Source organism: Haloferula sp. BvORR071 (assembly GCF_000739615.1).
Lineage (GTDB): Bacteria > Verrucomicrobiota > Verrucomicrobiia > Verrucomicrobiales > Akkermansiaceae > Haloferula.
Map to the genome: position 1 here is coordinate 63782 of NZ_BATP01000027.1, position 18903 is coordinate 82684.

Sequence of the window (18903 nt, forward strand, 5' to 3'; positions counted from 1 at the left end):
GCAGAGCAGAGCCGGAGCTAGCCCTTATTCCACATTCGCCTTTCCGATTAAATCCCTCAACAGTCCCACCTCACTCGTCTCCCTCCGCTTGAGTTCCCCATCCTTATCCAAGTCCACAAAGTACAGCCCGAAATCCGTATTCGGATCAAAGGCATGTCCCCACTCGCGGTTCGAGGTGATCGACCAATAATTGTAGGCCTTCACCGGCACGCCCTTCTTCAAGGCCCGCTCCACCTGTGCGAGGTGAGCCTTGATGTAATCCGTGCGGGTCATCCCATCCGCGGAAGGCACGCAGCCGTTCTCCACGATCAGGATCTCCTGCTCCGGAAACCAGCGGTGGAAACGCTGCAAGGCATGGAACAAACCCTGCGGCCATACCGGTGCACGCAAGAAGCGCCCGTGCGCCGCCTCTTCTAACAGACGGAAGCGATGCAGCCGCCAAGTCGGCAGACCCCAGTAATAATCCAGCCCCACAAAGTCCTGCGCGCCCACCGCCTCCTCCGGGCAGAGTTCTTCCGGCAAGCGGCCCGAGGTGCCTAGATACCACCAGTTCACATTCGCGATCAGGCTGGTGGTGCCCCAGAAGCGCCAGGCCCAGTTGAGCCAGCTCGACTTTGATTCCAGCACCTCGAAACGTTCGCAGGGCTCCAGCTTCTCGATCTCCAGCCTCGATTCGTCCCCCAGCACCTCGCGGGCAATCAGGCGCGCCAACCTCAATTCAAGACCCTCTGCCTCACACGCATTCGAGACCCCCGGAGCATCCGTGCGGATCCCGATGCGGATCTTCCCACGACGGCGGATCCGCCGCATCCCGCGGCTGCCGGACATGCTCTCTGGCAAGCTATCTTCCCCGGCAAACACCTCGTGCAATGACAGAGGGCGGTGCACCTCCTTCGCCACCACTTCCGGCTGCGAAATCCACGGCACCTCACAAGCTCCCGCCAAGTCGTGCTGGAAGACTGCCACCGCCCGATTCACCCGCTCCAGCAAGCGATGGTGCCCGTGGGGAGCCACTACCACATAGTGTTCGTCGCTCAGGCCTGTGGCCAAAAAGCGGAAGCGCTCGCGCCCCTTTAGCTCGAAGGGCAGCAGGAAGAAGGCGTCGCCATACACCGCCTCCACCTTCCCCGCTTCCAGCGCACTACGGGCTTCATCGTAGTTCGCGAAAACCTTCTTGAGCGCCTGCGGCGGCAGATCGCGCTTCCAGCCGTCCGGCTGATTGCCCACCGCGATCACGGCCACTTCCTTCAGCTCCGCGATCTCCGTGCCGGCATATTCCGCGCGCACCAGCACCGCCTTGCCCGTGCGCAGATAGGGATCGCTGAACTCGAAGCGCGTCTGGTCGCCCTCGGTTACACCACCGATCACCAGATCCACATCGCCGCGTTCGCTGACCAGCGCCCCACCGGTGGTGAATTTGAACACCGCCTCCTGAAGGCGCCGGTGGCAGGCGCCGAAATCCATCAGCATCTGCAGCCAGGTCGGGAAACCGGTCACCAGCGGATTCACCCCCACCTTCGCGTCCGCCTTGCGCGCCTTGATCTCGCGCCTCGCCCGCGCGTGCGCGCGGAAGAGATTCGGGATCAGCCGCCCCACCGCCTCCGCCTCCGCATCCACCTCCGTCCCGCGCGGCAAGCCCGGAGGCATGTAGTAGCGGTTGTGCCACCAAGGCCGGATGTAGCCGAAGGTCAACTGACTCGGCTCATTGAAGCTGATCCACCAATCCACCAGATCGCCCAGCGCATCCGCCACCTGCGCCGCATAGCGCGCGAAAAGATCCGGAAACTTCTCCCCGATCATCCCGCCGTGATCGCGCTCCAGCCACACCGGCCACACGAAGTGGTGCAGCGTCACCATCACCTGCATGCCGTGCGCCTTCACGCACTCCGCCACCCGCCGGTAATGCGCCAGCGCCTCCGCATCGAAAACTCCCGCCACCGTCTCCACCCGCGCCCACGCGATCGAGAAGCGGAACAAACGGCAACCCATCCGGGCCGCCGCGGTGATGTCCTCCACGTAGCGGTTCCAGAAATCCGTTCCCCGCCCCCGCGGCGTCAGCCCCTGGCAACGCTCCCAGACATCCCACACATCCTCCCGCGCCGGATCATGCGCCTCTACCTGGTGATCGGCATTCGCCGTGCCAAAGAGGAATCCGGGCGGGAAAGGCATGCGCGGGGAGCATGCGCGAGAAGTGCCTCACGGCAAGCAAGGCTTGGCGACGGCCTTGGAAGGCGCTGGGAGCCAGCACCAAGGCCTCCGGAAACGCACCGTACACCTTTCGTCAACCGACTCTCTGTTTGCGGCCTCCCTCGCTTCGCGTAATCTAGGCAACATGTACCGCCCGAAGATGCGTCTCCTCGCGCAAGCCACTGCCATTGGATCGACCTGCGGCTGCCTGATCGCCCAGACCGCCCCGGCACCCGCCCCACCTCCGTCCAAGGTCGAGCCGGGGCTTGAGCAGGCGGTGCACTGGAAATGGAGCGTCACCCCGTCCGACGGGAAGCCATGGGGCATGCCGCTGCCGGAGGAATTGAAACCGAAACCTCCGGCCGCACCCACCTCCGACGGCACCCCGGCCCCTGCGCCGGCACCTGCGGCTGAGGAGCGCCCCTCCACCTACGAGGTGAAGAAGGGCGACGCGCTGATCAAGATCGCCAAGAAGTTCAGCATGACCCCCGCGCAGTTGAAGCAATTCAACGAGCTCAAGGACGACCGCATCATCATCGGCCAAGTGCTCAAGATTCCCACCCCGGGCGAGTTGCTCGCGATGCAACCACCGCCGCCACCACCCGCGCCGCCTGAATCCGAGGCCGACAAGGACAAAGGCAAGGGTAAGGGCAAGGCCAAGGACGGCGACAAGGCCGAAGCCGATCTGGTCCAGGAACCCGCCACCCCGGAGCAACTCGAACTTGAGACCGTGCTGCTGCAGGTCTTTCTCGACCGCGAGTTGTTCGCGTCCAGCGCGATCGATGGCAAGGGTGGCGCGATGTTCCAGAAGGTCAGCCAGCTCTATCAGGATTCTCATTCGGATGCCGCCTCTTGGCAGAACCTGAAGGCCAAGGCGCTGGCCGCGGTGAAACAGCCATACACCAACTATGTCCTGCGCACGGAGGACTTCCACTTCATCAAGCCGCGGAAGGCCGCACTGGCGGCAATTCCTGTCGCCGAAAATTCCGCTCCAGCCCCGAAAAAGAAGGGCAGCAAAGCCAACCCAAAACTCCCGCCCGGGCCACCACCGCCGCTGAGTTACGACGAAATGGTCGCCGCCGATTTCCTCGGCTACTCCAGCGCCTGGGAATTCGTCGCCGAGCGCTTCCACTGCGACGAGGCCTTCCTGCGCCGCCTCAATGCCAAACTCGGTGACCCACCCGCTGTCGGAGCGATCTTCCAAGTGCCGAACGTCATCCCCTTCGAGATCGAGAAGGCGCTCGAACAGCCACTCCAACCGGCCGCCGATCCGCAGAAGCCGGTGACTGCCGCCGTGGTCGATTTATCGCTGCTGAAGATCACCCGCGAAGGACAGCTCGTCGCCGTCCTGCCAGTGGCCTCCGCCCGCCCGGGCCTGAACGGCCGCGGCACATGGACCATCCTCGATGCCATCCCGCAACCGCATCTGAGCACCAAGCGCGAGCCGCGCGAAGCGCCGAAAGCCCCGCCTGCTCCCGCTGACGGTACCGCCCCTGCTCCCGCCGCCGAGCAGGTGCTGCCTGCCGGTCCCAACAATCCCCTCGGAATCGTCTGGATCAACCTCGCCAAGGCCAAGAGCAACACGCCCCTGCCCTACGGGCTCCACGGCACCAGCATCCCCGGGCAGATGAAGTCGCTCGAAGGCATCGGCGGCTTCCGCCTCACGAATTGGGACATCGCCCGCGCCGTGAGGCTCATGCCCGCGGGCACGACCTTGCAATGGGAGCTGAGCAATCCGAAGGCGGCCCGTTGAGCTGTAGTATCACCACCAGGACTCCATCTGCACGCCCCAGCTCCAGCCTTCGGTGTCGCGGGCGTAGTCGACTCCCCCGACCGCTCCTTCCAGGCCATTCGCCCATGCGGCATAGGTCAGGAAGGCGCGCAGCACCGGGCGGCTGAAGAACTCGTCCCCTAGGGAAACCTGCGGCGCGAGGGTGATCTTGCCCAGCATGCCGCTATGACCGGTGCCCGTGCCGGAAACCCAGTCGATGCCGGGCTCCAGCGCGATGCTGAAGACGTCATTGAAATGCCAGATCGGGCGGACACCCGCGGAGGCCCAGTGCTGGTACGGTGCATTGTCGCCGAACTCGGTGTATTGATACACCAGTGCGCTGCCGATCGAGAGGTGGTCGAAGGGCTTGACCACCCATTGGTCGGTCACGCGGCCACGCCATGATTCATCCGGATCCGGGCGGATGAAGGTGCCCATCGGCGTGCTGAAGTTCTCAAAGCCGGTGCTGAAGGTTTTCGCCGGACCCGTACCGAATTGCAGCGAGGTCTTGTGCAGGCTCTCCATGTCCCAGAAGTCCTCCTTGGTCCGCACCAGGCTGAGCGAGAAGCCATCGGCGTCCTCCGCCTGCCGTCCGGTCGAGTCCACGCCGGAATCGGCGGTGGCATAGGCGAAGCCCAGCTCACCCTTGGCCCCGCCGCCGAAGGGCCAGTCATACCAGCGGAAGTCGAAGCTGCTCTTGCTGAAGCCCGCGGTATTCACCGGGTCCGGCACGGCGATGTCGCTGTAGATCGCGCTCTCCGCCCCATCGCCGATCCACGCGAAGGCGAACTTCCCGGGCCCGAGGGGGACATCCTCGATGCCCCCGCCGCCGCCGCTCATATCCCAGAAGTAGAAGTCGTTGATGTGGATATCGTGGCGCCGGTAGAAGCGGTTGCCCGCCCAGAACTTCGCCTCCGGCATGCCGGGGATCACATTGCCAATCGAGGCCCAGACCTCGGGCAGGGAGAAGTCGGTGTCGGAAGCGGAGCCGTAGTTGTCGTAGGGATTGTAGATCGCCAGCCGCACGTTCACCCGCGCCACCGGATCATTCGCCGTGGCCTCCTTCGAGGACATCAGCCCGGAAGGGAAGAAGGTCTTGGCAAAGGCGAGCTCGCCGTAGTTCTCGGCCTCGTTGCCCAAGCGGTACTTGGCCACGCCCGGGATCCCGAAGGCTCGTTGCGGGCCGCCCGCATCCGAGCGGCCGTAGCCGGCGCGGAAGTAGCCGGTGATGTCCATATAGCCCTCCAGCACGTCCTCAATCCGGGCATCAAGCGTCCCTTCCTTGGCCGGTTGACGGGCGATGTCGCGGACCTCGGTGTCGCCGCGGAATTGCTCATCCGCCTGCTTCCGCCACTGGCGCGCCGCTGCGGCGACCGCCGCATCCTCATCCGTCGTGCCCTTGGCCGGGGCGGCTGCTGCCGGAGACTCCTCCAGAGCCGCCTTTGACTTGCTGCGGCGCGGCTTGGTGGCGGAGCCGGAGCCCGAATGCGCGGCGCTTTCCGCCGGCGCAGCGGGCCTCGTTTCCAGCTCCTCGATCCGGTTCTCCAGCTTGTGGATGCGGGACTCGTAGTCCTGGCGCATCGCTTGAATTTCCTTTCGCAACGCCTCTGTCGAGTCCTCTTGGGCGGACGCGGGCAACGACAACAACAGCAGGGCTCCGGCAAGGCCGGGGATGGATTTTCCCATCCCAAAGAGGGAGCCAGAAGCGGGCAGACGCGGCAATTATACCAAAGTGTAACTTCACGCTCCGACGGGGACCGCTCACCCTTGCCAAGGATAGACCCAAGTCTCGCTCACCACCTCCTTCTCCCGCCGCAGGCAGGCACGGATCTCCATGCTGGCATGGCCGGAACCTTCCTCCGGCTTCACGAAGAGATGGAGTCGCAGCGATTTCCCATCCGGCAGTGGCTTGAGGTAGCTGAACTTCGCCTCCAGTCCCGCGGGCATCGTGATGGCGGGCACGGGCATCCCCTTGGCGGGGTCATATTCGAAATCCACGGCAAGAAGCTTTCCCTGCGCTTGGTCCGGCAGGGTGCCGGCGCGGGTTTGCAGGATGCGGGCCAGCGGACCTCGCGGAGCATCGTCGCACCATTGCAGCCGGTAGGAAATTTCCAGCGGCTCACCCGCCGGAGGCAGCGCCGCGGGATGAAACGCGACCGCGATGTTGTCGTCGTACTCGCCCTTGGCCGGGATCTCCAGGAGCTTGATCGCCCCATTCGTCATTCCGGCCAGTGGCTCCACCCACGCGGAGGTCCGGCGTTCGTAGCGGGCCGTGCCGTCTTCGTAGGCGCTGAACTCCCGCTCGCGCTGGACCAGCCCGAAGCCCCGTAGCCCCTCCACCGGAAAGCTCGTCTCGCGGAGCTTCTCCGGGTTGGCCAACACCCGCCACAAGCATTCGCCGGAATTGCTCTCGATCCGCAATGCCTCGGAGTCATGCACACGCTCGCGGAAGTCGCTCACCGGCGTGAGCGACGCCGGGTTGAACCAGAACATTGAGGAGAAGGCGGCAACTCCGAGGTCAAGCTCGTCCGGACTCACGCCCCTGCGGGGATGGATGCTGGCATGGACTTCCATCGTATGCGGATTCCCCGGCATGCTGACGATGCGGTAGGCCCCCGTGACCGAGGGTCCGTTCATCAGCGCATGGATGGTGATGGTCGAGCTGCCCTCCGCCGGCTCCTCCAAGGCGAAGCGCTCGAAGATCGGGAACTCCTCCTTGCTCCCCCGCTTGAGGCGAATCCCGCGGGCGCTCAGGCCATAGTTAAGGCCCTCGGGATGACCCCGGAAATAGGTTGCCCCGCCAAAGGTGAATTGCTCGTAGGAGCCGCCACCGCGATGGGACGGTCCCATCACCCGGAAGCCGCGGAATCCGGCAAGCTGGTCGCCTTCACCCCGCTTGAGATCCGCAGGGAATTCCACCATCTCCGTCGCGAAAGGAACATCGGTCGCCTTCCCACTCTGGATCGACTGAAGCTTGATGCCACGGCTGTTGAAGCTGCCCGCCAGCAGCGGCTCCACCTGGAGATTGCCGCTGGACTCGCTGAAGAGCCAGTGCCGGCGGGCGATGTGGAGCTTCCGTATATCGTCGTAGGTGAGCTTTTTGGAAAAGGCAGTCGGCTCAGAGTAGCCGGGCACATAGTCCCCTCCGGCCAACCTGGCCGCTTCTTCCGTGTAGATCCCCGTATCGGAAGCCCAAAGGCACCCGCCCCAAGTCATCGCTGCGGCAAGAATTGCGACACGTTTTCCACTTTTTTGCCTCAATTCGGGATCCAATTGCACCGCGCCAGAACGCAGGGAAGCCATGCGACCTTTCGTCTCAGGAACTCGTAGGTTTGCGGAAGAGCCGCAGCCGTCACCACGGCAGCTTCACCGACTCCACCTTCGACTCGGCGATCTCCTCAGGCGGCGAGAGCGTTCTTGTCACGGGGTCGAAGCGGTAGCTCTTCCCACTGACAGGGTCGGGCTTGAGCTTCGAGGCAGACTCCATTCCCAGCGCTTCGCCGTTCTGTTCGAGAATCAGCAAGTCCAAGGCGGCTTGCTGGATCGCCATTAGCGATACGGCTCGCATGTATCCTTTGTTCCACTCTGAGTTGCCGGTAGCGAAAGCCTCAGCGATCTCACGGCTCTTGCTGCTGAACCCATCCATTTCCCCTAGAAAGGAAAGGCTGCCCTTCTTGGCGAATTCCGCCCAGCTTGTCCCGGGCAATTCGTTCACGAGCTTCTCGTAACTCGCCGCATCGAACCGCGCCAGCGCTTCGCCATCCGCAGGCTTTTGCCGGAGAATCGCGGGGTAGAGGAAGAACTCTGAAGTCGTGCTCCACTCGCCGCGCCTCACATCGGCGAAGTCTGCCGGCGTGTAGCCCTTCGTCGTCGCGAAAGCCTCCTTCCACTGCGCAAGGTCGATGTCAGGTCCCAAGCTCGGCAGCAGATGCTGGAAGCTGGACTTGAGGGCATTCAGATCGACCAGGATAGCAACGGTTTCAGTAAGGAGGTTGCGCTCCTCGATCTCGCGGAAGTCCGCTCCCAGATTCCTGATGGCTGAAACCAGACGAAGGGCCTCGACCTCATTCCCTTCTTCGGCCGCGACCCGGGCCTTCAGCACGAGCACGTCGGACATCTCCTTGGCGGTCCTGGCAGCGATGAAGCCGACGTAGTCTTCCGGCATGTGGGAGCTGGAGCGGTCGTGCATCGCAGCGATCTTTTCCGCGAGAGCCACAAACTCCGGGTCTTCCGCGAGCGCGGCTTTCACTTTCTCGAGATCCCAAGGGCTATTGGCATCGAGCAAGGCTCGCAGCGAATCCGACATCGTGGGCCTGCTGCCCTGCGGCATGCAGGAGATCTTGTAGAACTGGAGGAAGGCATTCACCTCGTCCGGGACAGGTTTCTGCTCGATCCGCAGCCCGGGATACTCCTCAAGCATCTTCGCCTTCAATGCGGCGCAGCCCTCGCGCATGGCCTTGCGGGCAGCCGGGCTGTCTTCCTTTCTTTCTTCGCCGCCTTCCCGTCTCTTGCTGGCGAGAGCCATGAAGTCCCCTGCGGCATGCTCGTGCAGTGCAGATTGGCTTGTCTTGCTCCATGCCCACGCACCGGTGCCGCCGATTGCAAGCAGCGGAGCAAGACAGAGGACCAAGCCGCGGGAGGGGCGATAGCTCATCGATAGACAGATTCGCATACCCTGAATTCCCGGGATTCCAAACCAAATCGGCCCGTCGAGCTTCCGGTGCTCCTTACGATGCCGCGCGATCTTTCTTTGGGGCTGGAATTTTCCGCGTGAGGTATTAGAAGTTTAGAACCCCGGGAAGTTTCCCGGCTACCCAATCCAAGCGATGAAAAGATCCATGATCTTATTGACGGCGCTGCTCTGCTCGGCGGGCTCGCTGAGCGCAGCGGAAAAAGCGACTCCAGCCAAGGAGGCCGCAGCCAAACCCGCCGAGAAAAAAGGGGCGGAGGCTAAACCCGCCGAAAAGAAGCCCGGTGAACTGTCGGACTCGGACAAGGCACTGGTTGAGCACGCCACCAAGGAGTCGGGCAAATTGAGTGTCGATCAGAAAAAGAAGCTGCTCGATCTGGTCAACACCGGCGATGACAAGGCGCTTGGAACGATTCCGGGCATTGGCGACAGCAAGGCCGCTCAAATCAAAAAAGCGCGTCCTCTCAAGGGTGTGGAGGATCTGATCATGGTCGATGGCATCGGTAAGAAGACCTTTGATGGAATCGTGCAATGGACCGCGGGTGGCATGAAGGAAGCCACTCCGGAACCGAAGAAGGAACCGGCGAAAAAACCGGAGCCGAAAAAAGAACCAGCAACGCCCAAGACGCCGCCGACACCCGCGAAGAAAACGACCTGAGTCGCGCGGGGCGGGATTGATTCAACCGATCAATGACAAGGAGTCCGGTTGCCCGGGCTCCTTGTCGTGTTTCGGTTTAGGGAAAGCTGGGCCATGACTCCCTTATGAACTTGACTGGAGCATTGTTCTTTAACGGGTGAATCAGCCCTGCAAGTCGAGGCGGTGGTGAGACGAGGCGTCAAATAAGCTGGTGCGCCCATGGCTTCATTTCGGCTTTTCAGGTTTCTGTCCACGCTGCCCAACCCCGGGCTTGCCATCGCCCGCCCGCTTTCCTTCACTCCCCGCCCCGTTCACCGGCCATGGCCCTCATCGTCCAAAAATACGGCGGCACTTCCGTCGGCTCCATCGACCGCATGCGCAACGTCGCCGCACGCGTGAAACGCACGCGCGACGAGGGCAACCAGGTCGTCGCCGTGGTCTCGGCGATGTCCGGGATCACCGATGGCCTGATCAAGATGGCCAAGGAGTTTTCCGAGACGCCCGCCGAACGCGAGATGGACGTGCTGCTGGCCACCGGCGAGCAGCAATCGATCGCGTTGGTGACCATGGCCCTGCACGAGGCTGGCTTGGAGGCCGTCTCCGTGACTGGCCGCCAGGCGGGCATCTACACCACCGGCTCGCACACCCGCGGCCGGATCCAGGACATTTCGCCAGACTTCATGCAGCGCTCGCTGGATGAGGGGAAGACCCTCGTCGTCGCCGGCTTCCAGGGCGTCACCCCGGAGGGCATGATCCACACCCTCGGCCGCGGAGGCTCGGACCTGACCGCGATCGCGATCGCCGGGGCCCTGAAGGCGGATGTCTGCCAGATCCTCACCGACGTCGATGGCGTCTACACCTGCGACCCGCGGATCGTGAAGAACGCCCGCAAGCTGCCGGAGATTTCCTACGACGAGATGCTGGAAATGGCATCCTCCGGATCGAAGGTGATGCAGTCCCGTTCCGTCGAGTTCGCCAAGAAGTATGGCGTCGTCTTCGAAGTCCGCTCCTCTCTGAATGATAACCCGGGCACCTTGGTGCGCGAAGAACACCCTGCCATGGAAAACGTCGTTATCCGCGGAGTCTCGATCGAGCGCTCCCAAGCCCGCGTCACCATCACCGGCATCCCGGATGTCCCCGGCATGTCCGGCAAGATCCTCGGTTGCCTCGGCGAGGCGGAGATCAACCTCGACATGATCGTGTCGAACATCGCGCACGACGGCTTCGCACGGCACTCCTTCACCATGCACTCGCACGATCTCGGCAAGGCCCAGGCCTCGCTCAAGGCCGTGCTGGCCGAGATCAGCCCGGACGCGAAGATCGAGACCGAGGCGGGCATCGCCAAGCTCTCCGCTGTCGGCATCGGCATGCGCTCGCACTCCGGTGTGGCCGCCACCATGTTCAAGGCACTCGGCGAAGCGGGCATCAACATCGGCATGATCTCCACCTCGGAAATCAAGATCGCCGTGACCGTCGACGAGACCCGTATCGAAGACGCCGCCCGCGCGGTGCACGATGCCTTCCAGCTCGACAAGGAGCCGGTGAAGTAAGCACGGGATGTGTCCCCATTCGCGGCTCAGCCGCACCTTGGGGATCATCCACCCTTGACGGGCAGCTCACTTCCGCTCGCCATGACGAAAGTGGATGAACCCTACAAACCGCCTGTCCCGGACGCGGTTCCCGAAGCCACGCCGCGCATAGGAGGAAGTCTCTTGCCCTTGGCCTTGCAGGCCGAGGTCAGCTTGTTCTTCTACGGCCTCGCCATCTTGATAGCACTGGCCAATCAAGCCTATCGGATGAAGGTTTTCATGCCGTCCTTGCAGGCGAAGAATCCTCAGCTCCACGACACCTATTACTCCGTAGGCCCCGGACCTTTGGACTGGCCGATGCTGATCTCGGCCTTGGCTGGAGCCGTATTATTCCTGAACTGGAAGTATCGCGCGGCCTTCAACGCCAGGTTCCTGAAACCGGAGCTCATGACCGTTTCGCCCGTCATGGCGGTGGCATCCTACTTCATCCCGCTGGTGAATCTGGTAACACCATGCCGCGCGATGGCTGGCATCGCGCGAGCATCCGGCATCTGGATCGGCTGGGTGGCTCTCTGGTGGATCGGCCATCTTGGCAACTTCCTGATGGCGCTGGCCATCGTAAGGCCCCTTGGCTTCGAACTCTTCGCCCTCCTGTGGGCGCTCGTGACCTTCTTGGTCTCGTGGCAGCTCATGATGAGTATCACCCGCGCCCAGACTCCTACCGAAGCTTGAATGGCCCTAGCGATTCGATCCGGGGTGCCCGGCGAAAATATTTGTCCGGTTTGATCGCCAGGGAAACACTCCTTGGCAGAAATGGAGAATTCCGGTCCATCCGATCCTGAACTGCTCGCCGAGTGGCTGGAGCAGCAGCGCGAGGCGGCCTTCCGCACGCTGGTCACCCGCTACGCCGGATTGGTCCTCATGACCGCGCGTCGCACCTGTGGGGGCGATGACTCCCTGGCCGAGGAGGCATCGCAGCTCACCTTCCTGCTCTTGGCCCGCAAGGCGAAGTCACTGCTCACCTGCGCCTCCCTCGGTGGCTGGCTCCACCGCGCCGCGCTCATGCATTCGAAGAACCTCCTACGTGCCACCCAAAGTGAGACGCGCAAGCGGGAGAAACTCCTCGCTACCATGAACACCCATCCTCCCGCGTCACCAGGTGATCCTTGGCAGGATCTTCAGCCGGTGCTCGATGAAGCCCTCGCCGGACTGCCGGACAAGTATCGCGAGGCACTTCTACTGCGCTTCTACCGCTCGCTCGGCGTCCGTGAGATCGGCGAGACGCTGGGTATCTCCACGGACGCCGCGCAGAAGCGCATCGACCGTGCGACCAGTCGTCTTCGCGACAAGCTCGTGCGCCTCGGCTGCCCGGTGGCCGGGACCTCACTCGGCGCCCTACTGCTCGCCGGCTTCACCGCGGATGCCCAGGCCGCCGCCGCGGCAGGCCCACTCATCGCTGGCAAGGTCCTGGCCGCGAGTGCAGCCAGCAGCACTGCCACCGTGGGCTCCTCCACCTTCATCACCACACTCTCTGTGAAAGCCAGCTCCTATGTGATCCCCGCCACCCTGATCCTCGCCATCACTTGGCTGGTTAGCCAGCGCCTGGCCTTGGCAAAACTGGAGGGCGGGAACGCCACGCTCATCTCGACCCTCGCTTCGACCAGTGCTCCAAGCAGAACTCCAGCAACCCGCAAGCGAATCCCCACCGCCCTTGATACGGAACCCTTGGATTGGCTCGCCGTGGCCAAGGAACTCGCCGATCACGAGTGGACCGGCCAAGACGCATCCTACCTCACGCTGCGGCAGCATCTCTTCAATGGCTTCTACTCACTCAGTAGCGAACGCCTGGTGACAGCCTTGGATGAGATCGAGGGCCTGAAGTTTGAGCCGAGGCAGCGCGAGGCACTCGAGAAGCAGCTCTACATGAGCCTGCTGGAAATAGATCCGGAGACCGCGATGACCCGTTCTCTCAAGTCGAAGATCGACCGGCTCTCCCTTGAGCTGCTCGGGCAGTGGGCCGACAAGGCCGCAGACAAGGCTTCCGTCTGGCTTGATGCCCGGCTTGCTGCCGGCGATCACGATGGGTCGGGCGTAGGCAAGTTCTCGGACTTGCGGATCAGCCTCGAGCAAAAGCTGATCTATCCTCTCATCCGCACGCATGTGGATCTGGCCGGACGCAGGCTCGCGGCTTTGCCAGAGAGGATGCGCTACGGCATCATGTTCGAAGGCGGAGGCAACTTCCCTGCCCTGCAAGCGGAACACGACGCCGGTTTCGCGCGAATGGTGCGGGAACAATTGCCAGCGCAGGATGCCTCGCGCGCCATCGTGGGTGAAGCGGTGGAACATCGCTTCCACGGGAGCTTCGAGGAAATCGAGAGCTATTGGCAGAGGACTGCAGCCACTGAGGAAGAGCGCCGCTCGATCATCGTCGGAGTCGCTAACGACATCAACTTCCCCCGCAAGTCAGGAAAGCCCATGCAAGTGGCTCCCGAAGACCTGGACGCGCTCCGCAGTTGGGTTGGCAAGCAGGCTCCCGACCTGGCGGACAAGGCGATCACCATGGCGATCGGGCAGCTTGCGAATAGCATGAAATATCCCGAGCTCGTGACACTCGCCCTTCACTGCCTTGAGCAAGGCTGCAGTGACGACGTGTTGCGCCCTGTGCTCGCCGAACACAGTCCCGAACACGCGGCCTTGCGTCAGACAGTCATCTCAAGGATCTCCGACCCGGTCCTCCGCGCGGATGTACTACAAGATCTCCAATCCACGAACGGCAAATGAAGCGAAAACCTGGCATCGCCGCCTTGATCCTCGCAATCAGCGCCGGCTTGGCGTGGCACAATCACCAGCAACTCGCCGTCAGTCGCGCGACGCGCGACAAGCTCCTCGACCAAGCTGCCAGCCGTGGCATCACCGTGGACCCGCAGAATCCCACGAGTGTCATATTGCCGTCCAAGCTTCCGCGTCCTAACCGGGAAGAGGAAACCCGGCAGCTTGCGACTTCATTCATCGCCTACATTGATGAAATGCGACCCAAGGCCGGGAGCCTGGATGCATCGGATCCAGCCCTGCGCGAGAAGATCACGCATCAGATGGACCAGCTTCTCGGCCTGGATGCCGGGCAATGGGAAATGCTGATCCGCGAAGTCTTCACCCGCACAGATCATCCCCCCACTTACCAAGGATTGATCGGACTCGCGCTTCGCCAGTTGGCCAAGGATCACCCCGACCGGGCCTTGGCGGTGCTCTTGGATACTCAGGGATTACTGGACACCTTGGAATGGATGCTGCCCTTGAGCGTGGTCTCGGAAACCACACGCCAGATGGTCGCCCGCGACCCGCAAGCGGCCTTGGATTGGTTCACTGCAAACCGGGCCAAGCTGCGCCCCGACCTACTGCAAAGTGCGACCCGCGACTTGATCGCAGGAATCGGAAAACAAGATCCACGCCAGGCCCTCAAGTTGATCGATGAATTCAAGCCGAGTCAGCCGGAAGCCCTCATTCCCATGATCTTGGCGCGGACGACGCCGGAAGAGCGCAATTCCTCCCTGGCTGTGCTCCGCGAATGGCAGGTATCACGACAAGCTCCCGCCGGTGACAAGGCTCATCGCGGGGCCCTCGAGGTTCTGGCCTTCGGCCTTGATAGCAGCCTTCCCGACAGACATGGGGAATACACGCCCAGCGCCGCATGGATGGCCCAAGCCGATCTAACAACCGAAGAATATCAGATCATCGGCGAGAACCTGACTAACCGAATTGACCTTAAGGACGGCGGGCAATGGATCGAATGGCTCCATGAACATCTGGATGAGGAGACGGCGCGCGATCAATCACAGAACATCTTCAGCCAATGGCTCAGCACCGACTACGAGGCGGTCGGACATTGGCTGGAGGAACACCCCGATTCTCCTGACCGAGACCGGATGGTTCATGATTTGGTGGAGAGAATTTCGCTCCGTGATCCAGAGCTCGCCGCACGTTTCGCGCAGGGCTCGCCGGAGAAGAGCCCACAAGAACCCGGCACCGCCGAAGGAGCTGCATCCGTGGGCATGGGCAGCGGTGTCGGCCCCATGATTGGAAATGGGGAAGCGGAGCAGAGCGAGAAGTGAGTGGAGCTTGGTCCTCGACATTCAAGGACTTCTCCTCACGCCTCATCCGCCTCCAACAACTTCTTCAGCACCTCCGCGAAGCGATTGTAGAAGAAGCCCAGCACCACCAGTGCCACGCCCAGTGCAATGAAGGCGACGATCCGATAGAAGGTCCCGAAGTCCCAGACGTCGGAGATGAAGAGCTTCGCTACCGCAAAGGCCAGCAGCGCGAAGCCCGCGTGGCGCAGCACGGCGAGCTTCCGCCACAGCCCGGTAGAGACCAGCACGAAGCCCAGCACCGTCCATAGCGGCGCGACCGGTTTCCAGCCGGCGTAACGCACCAGCAGTTCGGTGGACCATGCGGCGAGAACCGCACAGGCCAGTGCCAGTAGTGCTTGGCGAATGATGCGTTGTGAGGCCTCAGGGACGCGTGCAACGAAGGGTATTGTGAAGAGCACCAGCGGAATCACCCAACCCTGCGGCCCGTTCGAGAAGTCCGCTTCGTGCCAGGGACAGACGGTCAGATATAGGCCGAGCCAATAGCTGGTGAGCACGAGAAAGGCCCAGCCTTCCAAGGGACTATCCTTCGACCACTTCTTCGGAATGGCCATCACCCCAAGTGCGCTCAGCGCCATGATCTCGCCCCAGTGCTCCGGGCTCAATTCCCGCCACGCCAGAGTCCAGGAAATCGTGCCCAAGGCCCGCGCGATAGTCCCGGCAACCAGCGATTTCTTGCCCAGTCCTGGCAGATGCGCGATCGCCGCCAAGCCACCGCAGGCCAGCAGCGGCAGGAATTCCGAAATCCAAGCCTGCGATCCGCGTTCCAATTGGAGACGGATCAACTCCGGCATCAACAGCGCCGCGGCGATGACCAGCACGGGACTGCGCAGCAGGTATCTCCCGGCCGCCGCAAGCGCCAGCGCCGCCGTACCAAAGATCAGCATCCGCGGAATGAGCGCGGGTTCCCGCAAGTCGATTGCCTGATAGGCACCCACGCTCACCGTCAGGGCAGTGAGCCACTGGAAGATATCCGCCCGCCGAAGGGGGTCGCTCTTGCCCAACTCACCTGCAGGCACGCGATGGACCCACAGCCAGTGCGAGGCCATGGCGATCAGCACCGCGTACACCGGGGTCGCTGCCGACACTTCCTTCGCTCCAAGCAGCAGGATGATCCCCGCGGCGTGGAAAGCACCGGCCCAAAAAGCTAGATCCCGCAGGCACCGCTGCTTGTCCGCCAGCAGCGTGGCAGCGGACATGCCCATGCCCACGCTGATGAGAGTCAGGTAGCGGGTGCCCGGTTCCAGATAGAGACTCCAGCCGAGCAAGATCGCGGCACTGGCAGCTGCCAAGACCACCGAGGTGGCGCTGCGGCCGATCGCCTGCAGATCCGGTTTCACATCGCTGCGGCTCGAACCGTAGATCAGCGGCAAGACGGAGCTGCTGATCAGCAGCGCACAGACACCGCGGCTCCAAACCGGGATCTCGCCGATGCGATAGGCGATCAACCACGCCGCCGCGCCCACCGCTGCCAAGGCCGCGAAGGTCACCTCGATCCGCCCACGGAAACGCGCGAAGGCGATACTCAGGAGCAGCGCTTGGATCGCGAAGCCGGTCGCCAGCGCATCACCCTCCAGCTTGAGCACCATCGCCAGCGTTAGCGCGGCTAGCCCCTGTCCCAGGTGAGCGGCGGAGGCGGGATTCTTCCAGCGGCCGATCACCCCGAAGATCACAAGCACCGAACCGAAGACCGCCGGTACTTGCCAGTAGTCAGCCCTGCCATGGTGCAATAGCCAAACCCCCGTGAAGAGACCGAAGAAGGCGAGGTTGTTCACCGAGGCCAGCAATGCCCGGCCGCGCTCGCTGAGGGCACTGAAGCGATGGCCGATGCCGTGCAGGCCCGAGAGCGCAAAGACCAGCCACACCGGCGGGAGGAAGTAGAGTGCCGAGGGATCCACCGGACCGCCGCCCGCTGCCCCGGCGATCTGCCACCACAGAAAGGACAGGTAGATACCCGCCATCGTGGCAATGCCCGGACCAGCCCAGGCGCGACGCATCATCAGCCCGGTCGCGGCCACGGCGAGCACCACATTCGAGGCCGCGGACAGCCAGCCCAGGGGCTGCAGGATGGTGGCGTAGCAGGCCAGCAGCAGCCCCATCATCGCCGTGATCCGGGAATCGCGGCGCAGCGCCACACCGACGATCACGCTAGCGGCACCCAAGAGCATCACCCCTGCGGTCACCCGCGACTCGATCACTTGTAGGCGCGGCACGTGATGCGCGGCAAAGGTGCACCAGTAGAAGAAAGCCAAGCCACCGGCCATCACCACCTCGCTGAACTTCCGGAGATCGTCACGCCGGTTGCAGAAGTAGCCGGCACCGCACATGAGGAAGGACCCACAATAGAGCGCGACGAGGCGGACGATCGGCGGCAGATCGTGGACCCAGTTCCTGTAAGCGTAGTTCCCCAACAGCACCAAGCCGGTGAGCAGCAGCGCGATCCCAATGCGGACCAACCACACGCGGCCGAGCTGAAGCTCAAACGAGCCTTTGGCGGCTTTCGGAACCTCGAGGGGCGCAGCCTCTGCCGAAGCCCGGGCCGCCCGCTGGACTGGGTAGGGAGGCGGCGGCGGCGGCGCGCTGACTGGCACCGGCTTCTGCTCGACCACCAGCACCGGGGCTGGCTCAGGCACTAGAGGAGCTCGCGTCTCAAAAGTTGGCAGAGCGGGGGCCTTTTCCGGCTCCGGCGTCAGCAGGGATTCCGCCAAGGCCTGCAGCTTGTACCTCAGTTGCTGGATCTCCTCCGCATGGCGACACTCCATGCCCGCCAATCGTTCCCGGAGTCGTTGGATTTCGCTCCAAGCCGCGGAGCTGCTCTCATCATTCACGCCGGAATCTTACCGGAATCCCCTTCATGGTATTCCATCGATTCGGCCCCTGACATCATCGATCAGAGCGATGATCGGAGGGGAAAGAAGGAAGGCTCAGCCCTTCTTCTTTTTCTTCAGCCCGCCGATCCATCGCTCCACATCCCCGATCACCTGATCCTTGCGATTGTCGTACATCAGCAAGTGGTAGGCGTCGTTGTAGAGCTTGAGCTGGCGGGTCTTCTTGTCCGGGATGTTGCCGAAGAAGGCCTGCACGTCCTCGGTGCGGCTGAAGAAGTCCTTGTCGCCGTGCAGCACCAGGGTCGGCACATTAAAGGTCTTGGCGCAGTCCGGCATCCCGTCGATCAAGGTGCCGAGGGCCACCAGCAGGCGCAGGGTGTGCTTGTCGATATGCCAGGAATTGGTCTCCGACTGCTGGGAGTGGAAGGTGTCATGGGTCATCTGGACCTCCTGGCCACCGGCCAAGGTTTCCAGCGACAGCCTAGCCATCGGGGCCACGGCCGCCACTTGGCGGACGAGGTCCTTCTTCCACTGCGGGAAATCATCGCGGAACTTCACCACCGGTGAGGATAGTACCAGCGCGTCGCAAGGCGACTTGCCGCCGTTGGCAACGTCCTTGCTGAAGGTGTGAGAGGCGATCAGCGCCCCCATGCTTTCGCCGAACCAGATGATCTTCGCCTTGGGGTGCTTCTCGCGGACCATCTCCGAGAAGCGGTTCAGGTCATTGTACCACTGCTCCGGGTCGTCGATGTCGCCGCGGCGCTCCTTGAGCGGGTCTTTGCCCTGGCCACGGATCTCGTAGGCATAAACGGCGGTCTTAGGCTGCTCCTTGAGCAGGCGCTTGCCCAGATTTTCGTAGTCGATCGCCGCGCCGCAGAAGCCGTGGAGGGCGATCACCACGGTGTCCGGCTGCACGCCGTCCTTGAGCCACTTGCGGTAGCCAAAGGTCTCGCGCCGCAGCGATTCCTCGGGACGATCGGCCACCAGCTTGTACTGGGTGGCACACTGGGACAGAAGAAGGGACGCCAGCACGACCGAGCCCAAGCTCCGCACGCGGCGCAGCAATCCACCGGGGGGGCAGCTCCCTGAATTGATCTTCATCCGTTGAAATTGTGC

General features: G+C 63.0%; 12 protein-coding genes. 6 read left to right on the plus strand and 6 right to left on the minus strand.

Translation table 11 applies throughout. The annotated features are described in order from the left end of the window. Window positions 1-24: 24 nt before the first annotated feature. The gene (locus BV071_RS14915) at window positions 25-2169 is read right to left on the minus strand and encodes a family 1 glycosylhydrolase (protein ID WP_035608629.1); all 2145 of its coding nucleotides are present in this window, start codon (window positions 2167-2169) and stop codon (window positions 25-27) included. Window positions 2170-2332: 163 nt separating this feature from the next. Between BV071_RS14915 and BV071_RS14920 the strand changes: the two genes are divergently transcribed. After that, window positions 2333-3940, plus strand: a complete 1608-nt coding sequence (locus tag BV071_RS14920) for a LysM peptidoglycan-binding domain-containing protein (RefSeq protein WP_265594463.1) — start codon at window positions 2333-2335, stop codon at window positions 3938-3940. A 9-nt stretch (window positions 3941-3949) separates the two neighbouring features. Here the strand turns inward: BV071_RS14920 and BV071_RS14925 are convergent, their stop codons facing one another. The 3 genes from BV071_RS14925 to BV071_RS14935 all read right to left on the minus strand — a co-directional run bounded on the left by BV071_RS14925 (window position 3950) and on the right by BV071_RS14935 (window position 8612). Further along, complete coding sequence (locus BV071_RS14925; protein ID WP_081886009.1) at window positions 3950-5644, minus strand: carbohydrate porin; 1695 nt, start codon at window positions 5642-5644, stop codon at window positions 3950-3952. A gap of 75 nt (window positions 5645-5719) precedes the next feature. Then, a complete protein-coding gene (locus BV071_RS14930) occupies window positions 5720-7174 on the minus strand; it encodes a glucan biosynthesis protein (protein WP_052573381.1) in 1455 nt (484 codons plus the stop codon). A 136-nt stretch (window positions 7175-7310) separates the two neighbouring features. After that, window positions 7311-8612: a hypothetical protein gene (locus tag BV071_RS14935; RefSeq protein WP_035608634.1), complete on the minus strand. Its 1302-nt coding sequence runs from the start codon at window positions 8610-8612 to the stop codon at window positions 7311-7313. A 184-nt stretch (window positions 8613-8796) separates the two neighbouring features. Between BV071_RS14935 and BV071_RS14940 the strand changes: the two genes are divergently transcribed. The 5 genes from BV071_RS14940 (at window position 8797) to BV071_RS14960 (ending at window position 14923) form a co-directional block, all read left to right on the plus strand. Further along, a complete protein-coding gene (locus BV071_RS14940; RefSeq protein WP_035608637.1) occupies window positions 8797-9306 on the plus strand; it encodes a helix-hairpin-helix domain-containing protein in 510 nt (169 codons plus the stop codon). A gap of 299 nt (window positions 9307-9605) precedes the next feature. Further along, complete coding sequence (locus BV071_RS14945; RefSeq protein ID WP_035608641.1) at window positions 9606-10835, plus strand: aspartate kinase; 1230 nt, start codon at window positions 9606-9608, stop codon at window positions 10833-10835. A gap of 81 nt (window positions 10836-10916) precedes the next feature. Beyond that, window positions 10917-11546 (plus strand): DUF4328 domain-containing protein, encoded by a 630-nt coding sequence (locus tag BV071_RS14950; protein WP_035608644.1) that lies wholly within the window; start codon window positions 10917-10919, stop codon window positions 11544-11546. An 81-nt stretch (window positions 11547-11627) separates the two neighbouring features. After that, window positions 11628-13595 (plus strand): RNA polymerase sigma factor, encoded by a 1968-nt coding sequence (locus BV071_RS14955; RefSeq protein ID WP_035608646.1) that lies wholly within the window; start codon window positions 11628-11630, stop codon window positions 13593-13595. Further along, the gene (locus tag BV071_RS14960) at window positions 13592-14923 is read left to right on the plus strand and encodes a hypothetical protein (RefSeq protein WP_035608649.1); all 1332 of its coding nucleotides are present in this window, start codon (window positions 13592-13594) and stop codon (window positions 14921-14923) included. The genes BV071_RS14955 and BV071_RS14960 overlap by 4 nt, the downstream gene beginning before the upstream one ends. Window positions 14924-14958: 35 nt before the next feature. Here BV071_RS14960 and BV071_RS14965 read toward each other — a convergent pair whose 3' ends face one another. Together BV071_RS14965 and BV071_RS14970 are read right to left on the minus strand one after the other, a co-directional pair. Further along, window positions 14959-17721, minus strand: a complete 2763-nt coding sequence (locus tag BV071_RS14965; protein ID WP_035608652.1) for a DUF2339 domain-containing protein — start codon at window positions 17719-17721, stop codon at window positions 14959-14961. 162 nt (window positions 17722-17883) lie between these two features. After that, window positions 17884-18888, minus strand: a complete 1005-nt coding sequence (locus tag BV071_RS14970; protein WP_035608657.1) for an alpha/beta fold hydrolase — start codon at window positions 18886-18888, stop codon at window positions 17884-17886. Window positions 18889-18903: the final 15 nt, after the last annotated feature.

Excerpts from the sequence above, each read along its gene's own strand:
- BV071_RS14935 (WP_035608634.1), bottom strand. The coding sequence starts at position 8,612 with ATGAGCTATCGCCCCTCCCGCGGCTTGGTCCTCTGTCTTGCTCCGCTG.
- BV071_RS14915 (WP_035608629.1), bottom strand. The coding sequence starts at position 2,169 with ATGCCTTTCCCGCCCGGATTCCTCTTTGGCACGGCGAATGCCGATCAC.
- BV071_RS14970 (WP_035608657.1), bottom strand. The coding sequence starts at position 18,888 with ATGAAGATCAATTCAGGGAGCTGCCCCCCCGGTGGATTGCTGCGCCGC.
- BV071_RS14930 (WP_052573381.1), bottom strand. The coding sequence starts at position 7,174 with ATGACTTGGGGCGGGTGCCTTTGGGCTTCCGATACGGGGATCTACACG.
- BV071_RS14955 (WP_035608646.1), top strand. The coding sequence starts at position 11,628 with ATGGAGAATTCCGGTCCATCCGATCCTGAACTGCTCGCCGAGTGGCTG.
- BV071_RS14940 (WP_035608637.1), top strand. The coding sequence starts at position 8,797 with ATGATCTTATTGACGGCGCTGCTCTGCTCGGCGGGCTCGCTGAGCGCA.
- BV071_RS14945 (WP_035608641.1), top strand. The coding sequence starts at position 9,606 with ATGGCCCTCATCGTCCAAAAATACGGCGGCACTTCCGTCGGCTCCATC.
- BV071_RS14965 (WP_035608652.1), bottom strand. The coding sequence starts at position 17,721 with ATGGAGTGTCGCCATGCGGAGGAGATCCAGCAACTGAGGTACAAGCTG.
- BV071_RS14920 (WP_265594463.1), top strand. The coding sequence starts at position 2,333 with ATGTACCGCCCGAAGATGCGTCTCCTCGCGCAAGCCACTGCCATTGGA.
- BV071_RS14950 (WP_035608644.1), top strand. The coding sequence starts at position 10,917 with ATGACGAAAGTGGATGAACCCTACAAACCGCCTGTCCCGGACGCGGTT.
- BV071_RS14925 (WP_081886009.1), bottom strand. The coding sequence starts at position 5,644 with ATGGGAAAATCCATCCCCGGCCTTGCCGGAGCCCTGCTGTTGTTGTCG.
- BV071_RS14960 (WP_035608649.1), top strand. The coding sequence starts at position 13,592 with ATGAAGCGAAAACCTGGCATCGCCGCCTTGATCCTCGCAATCAGCGCC.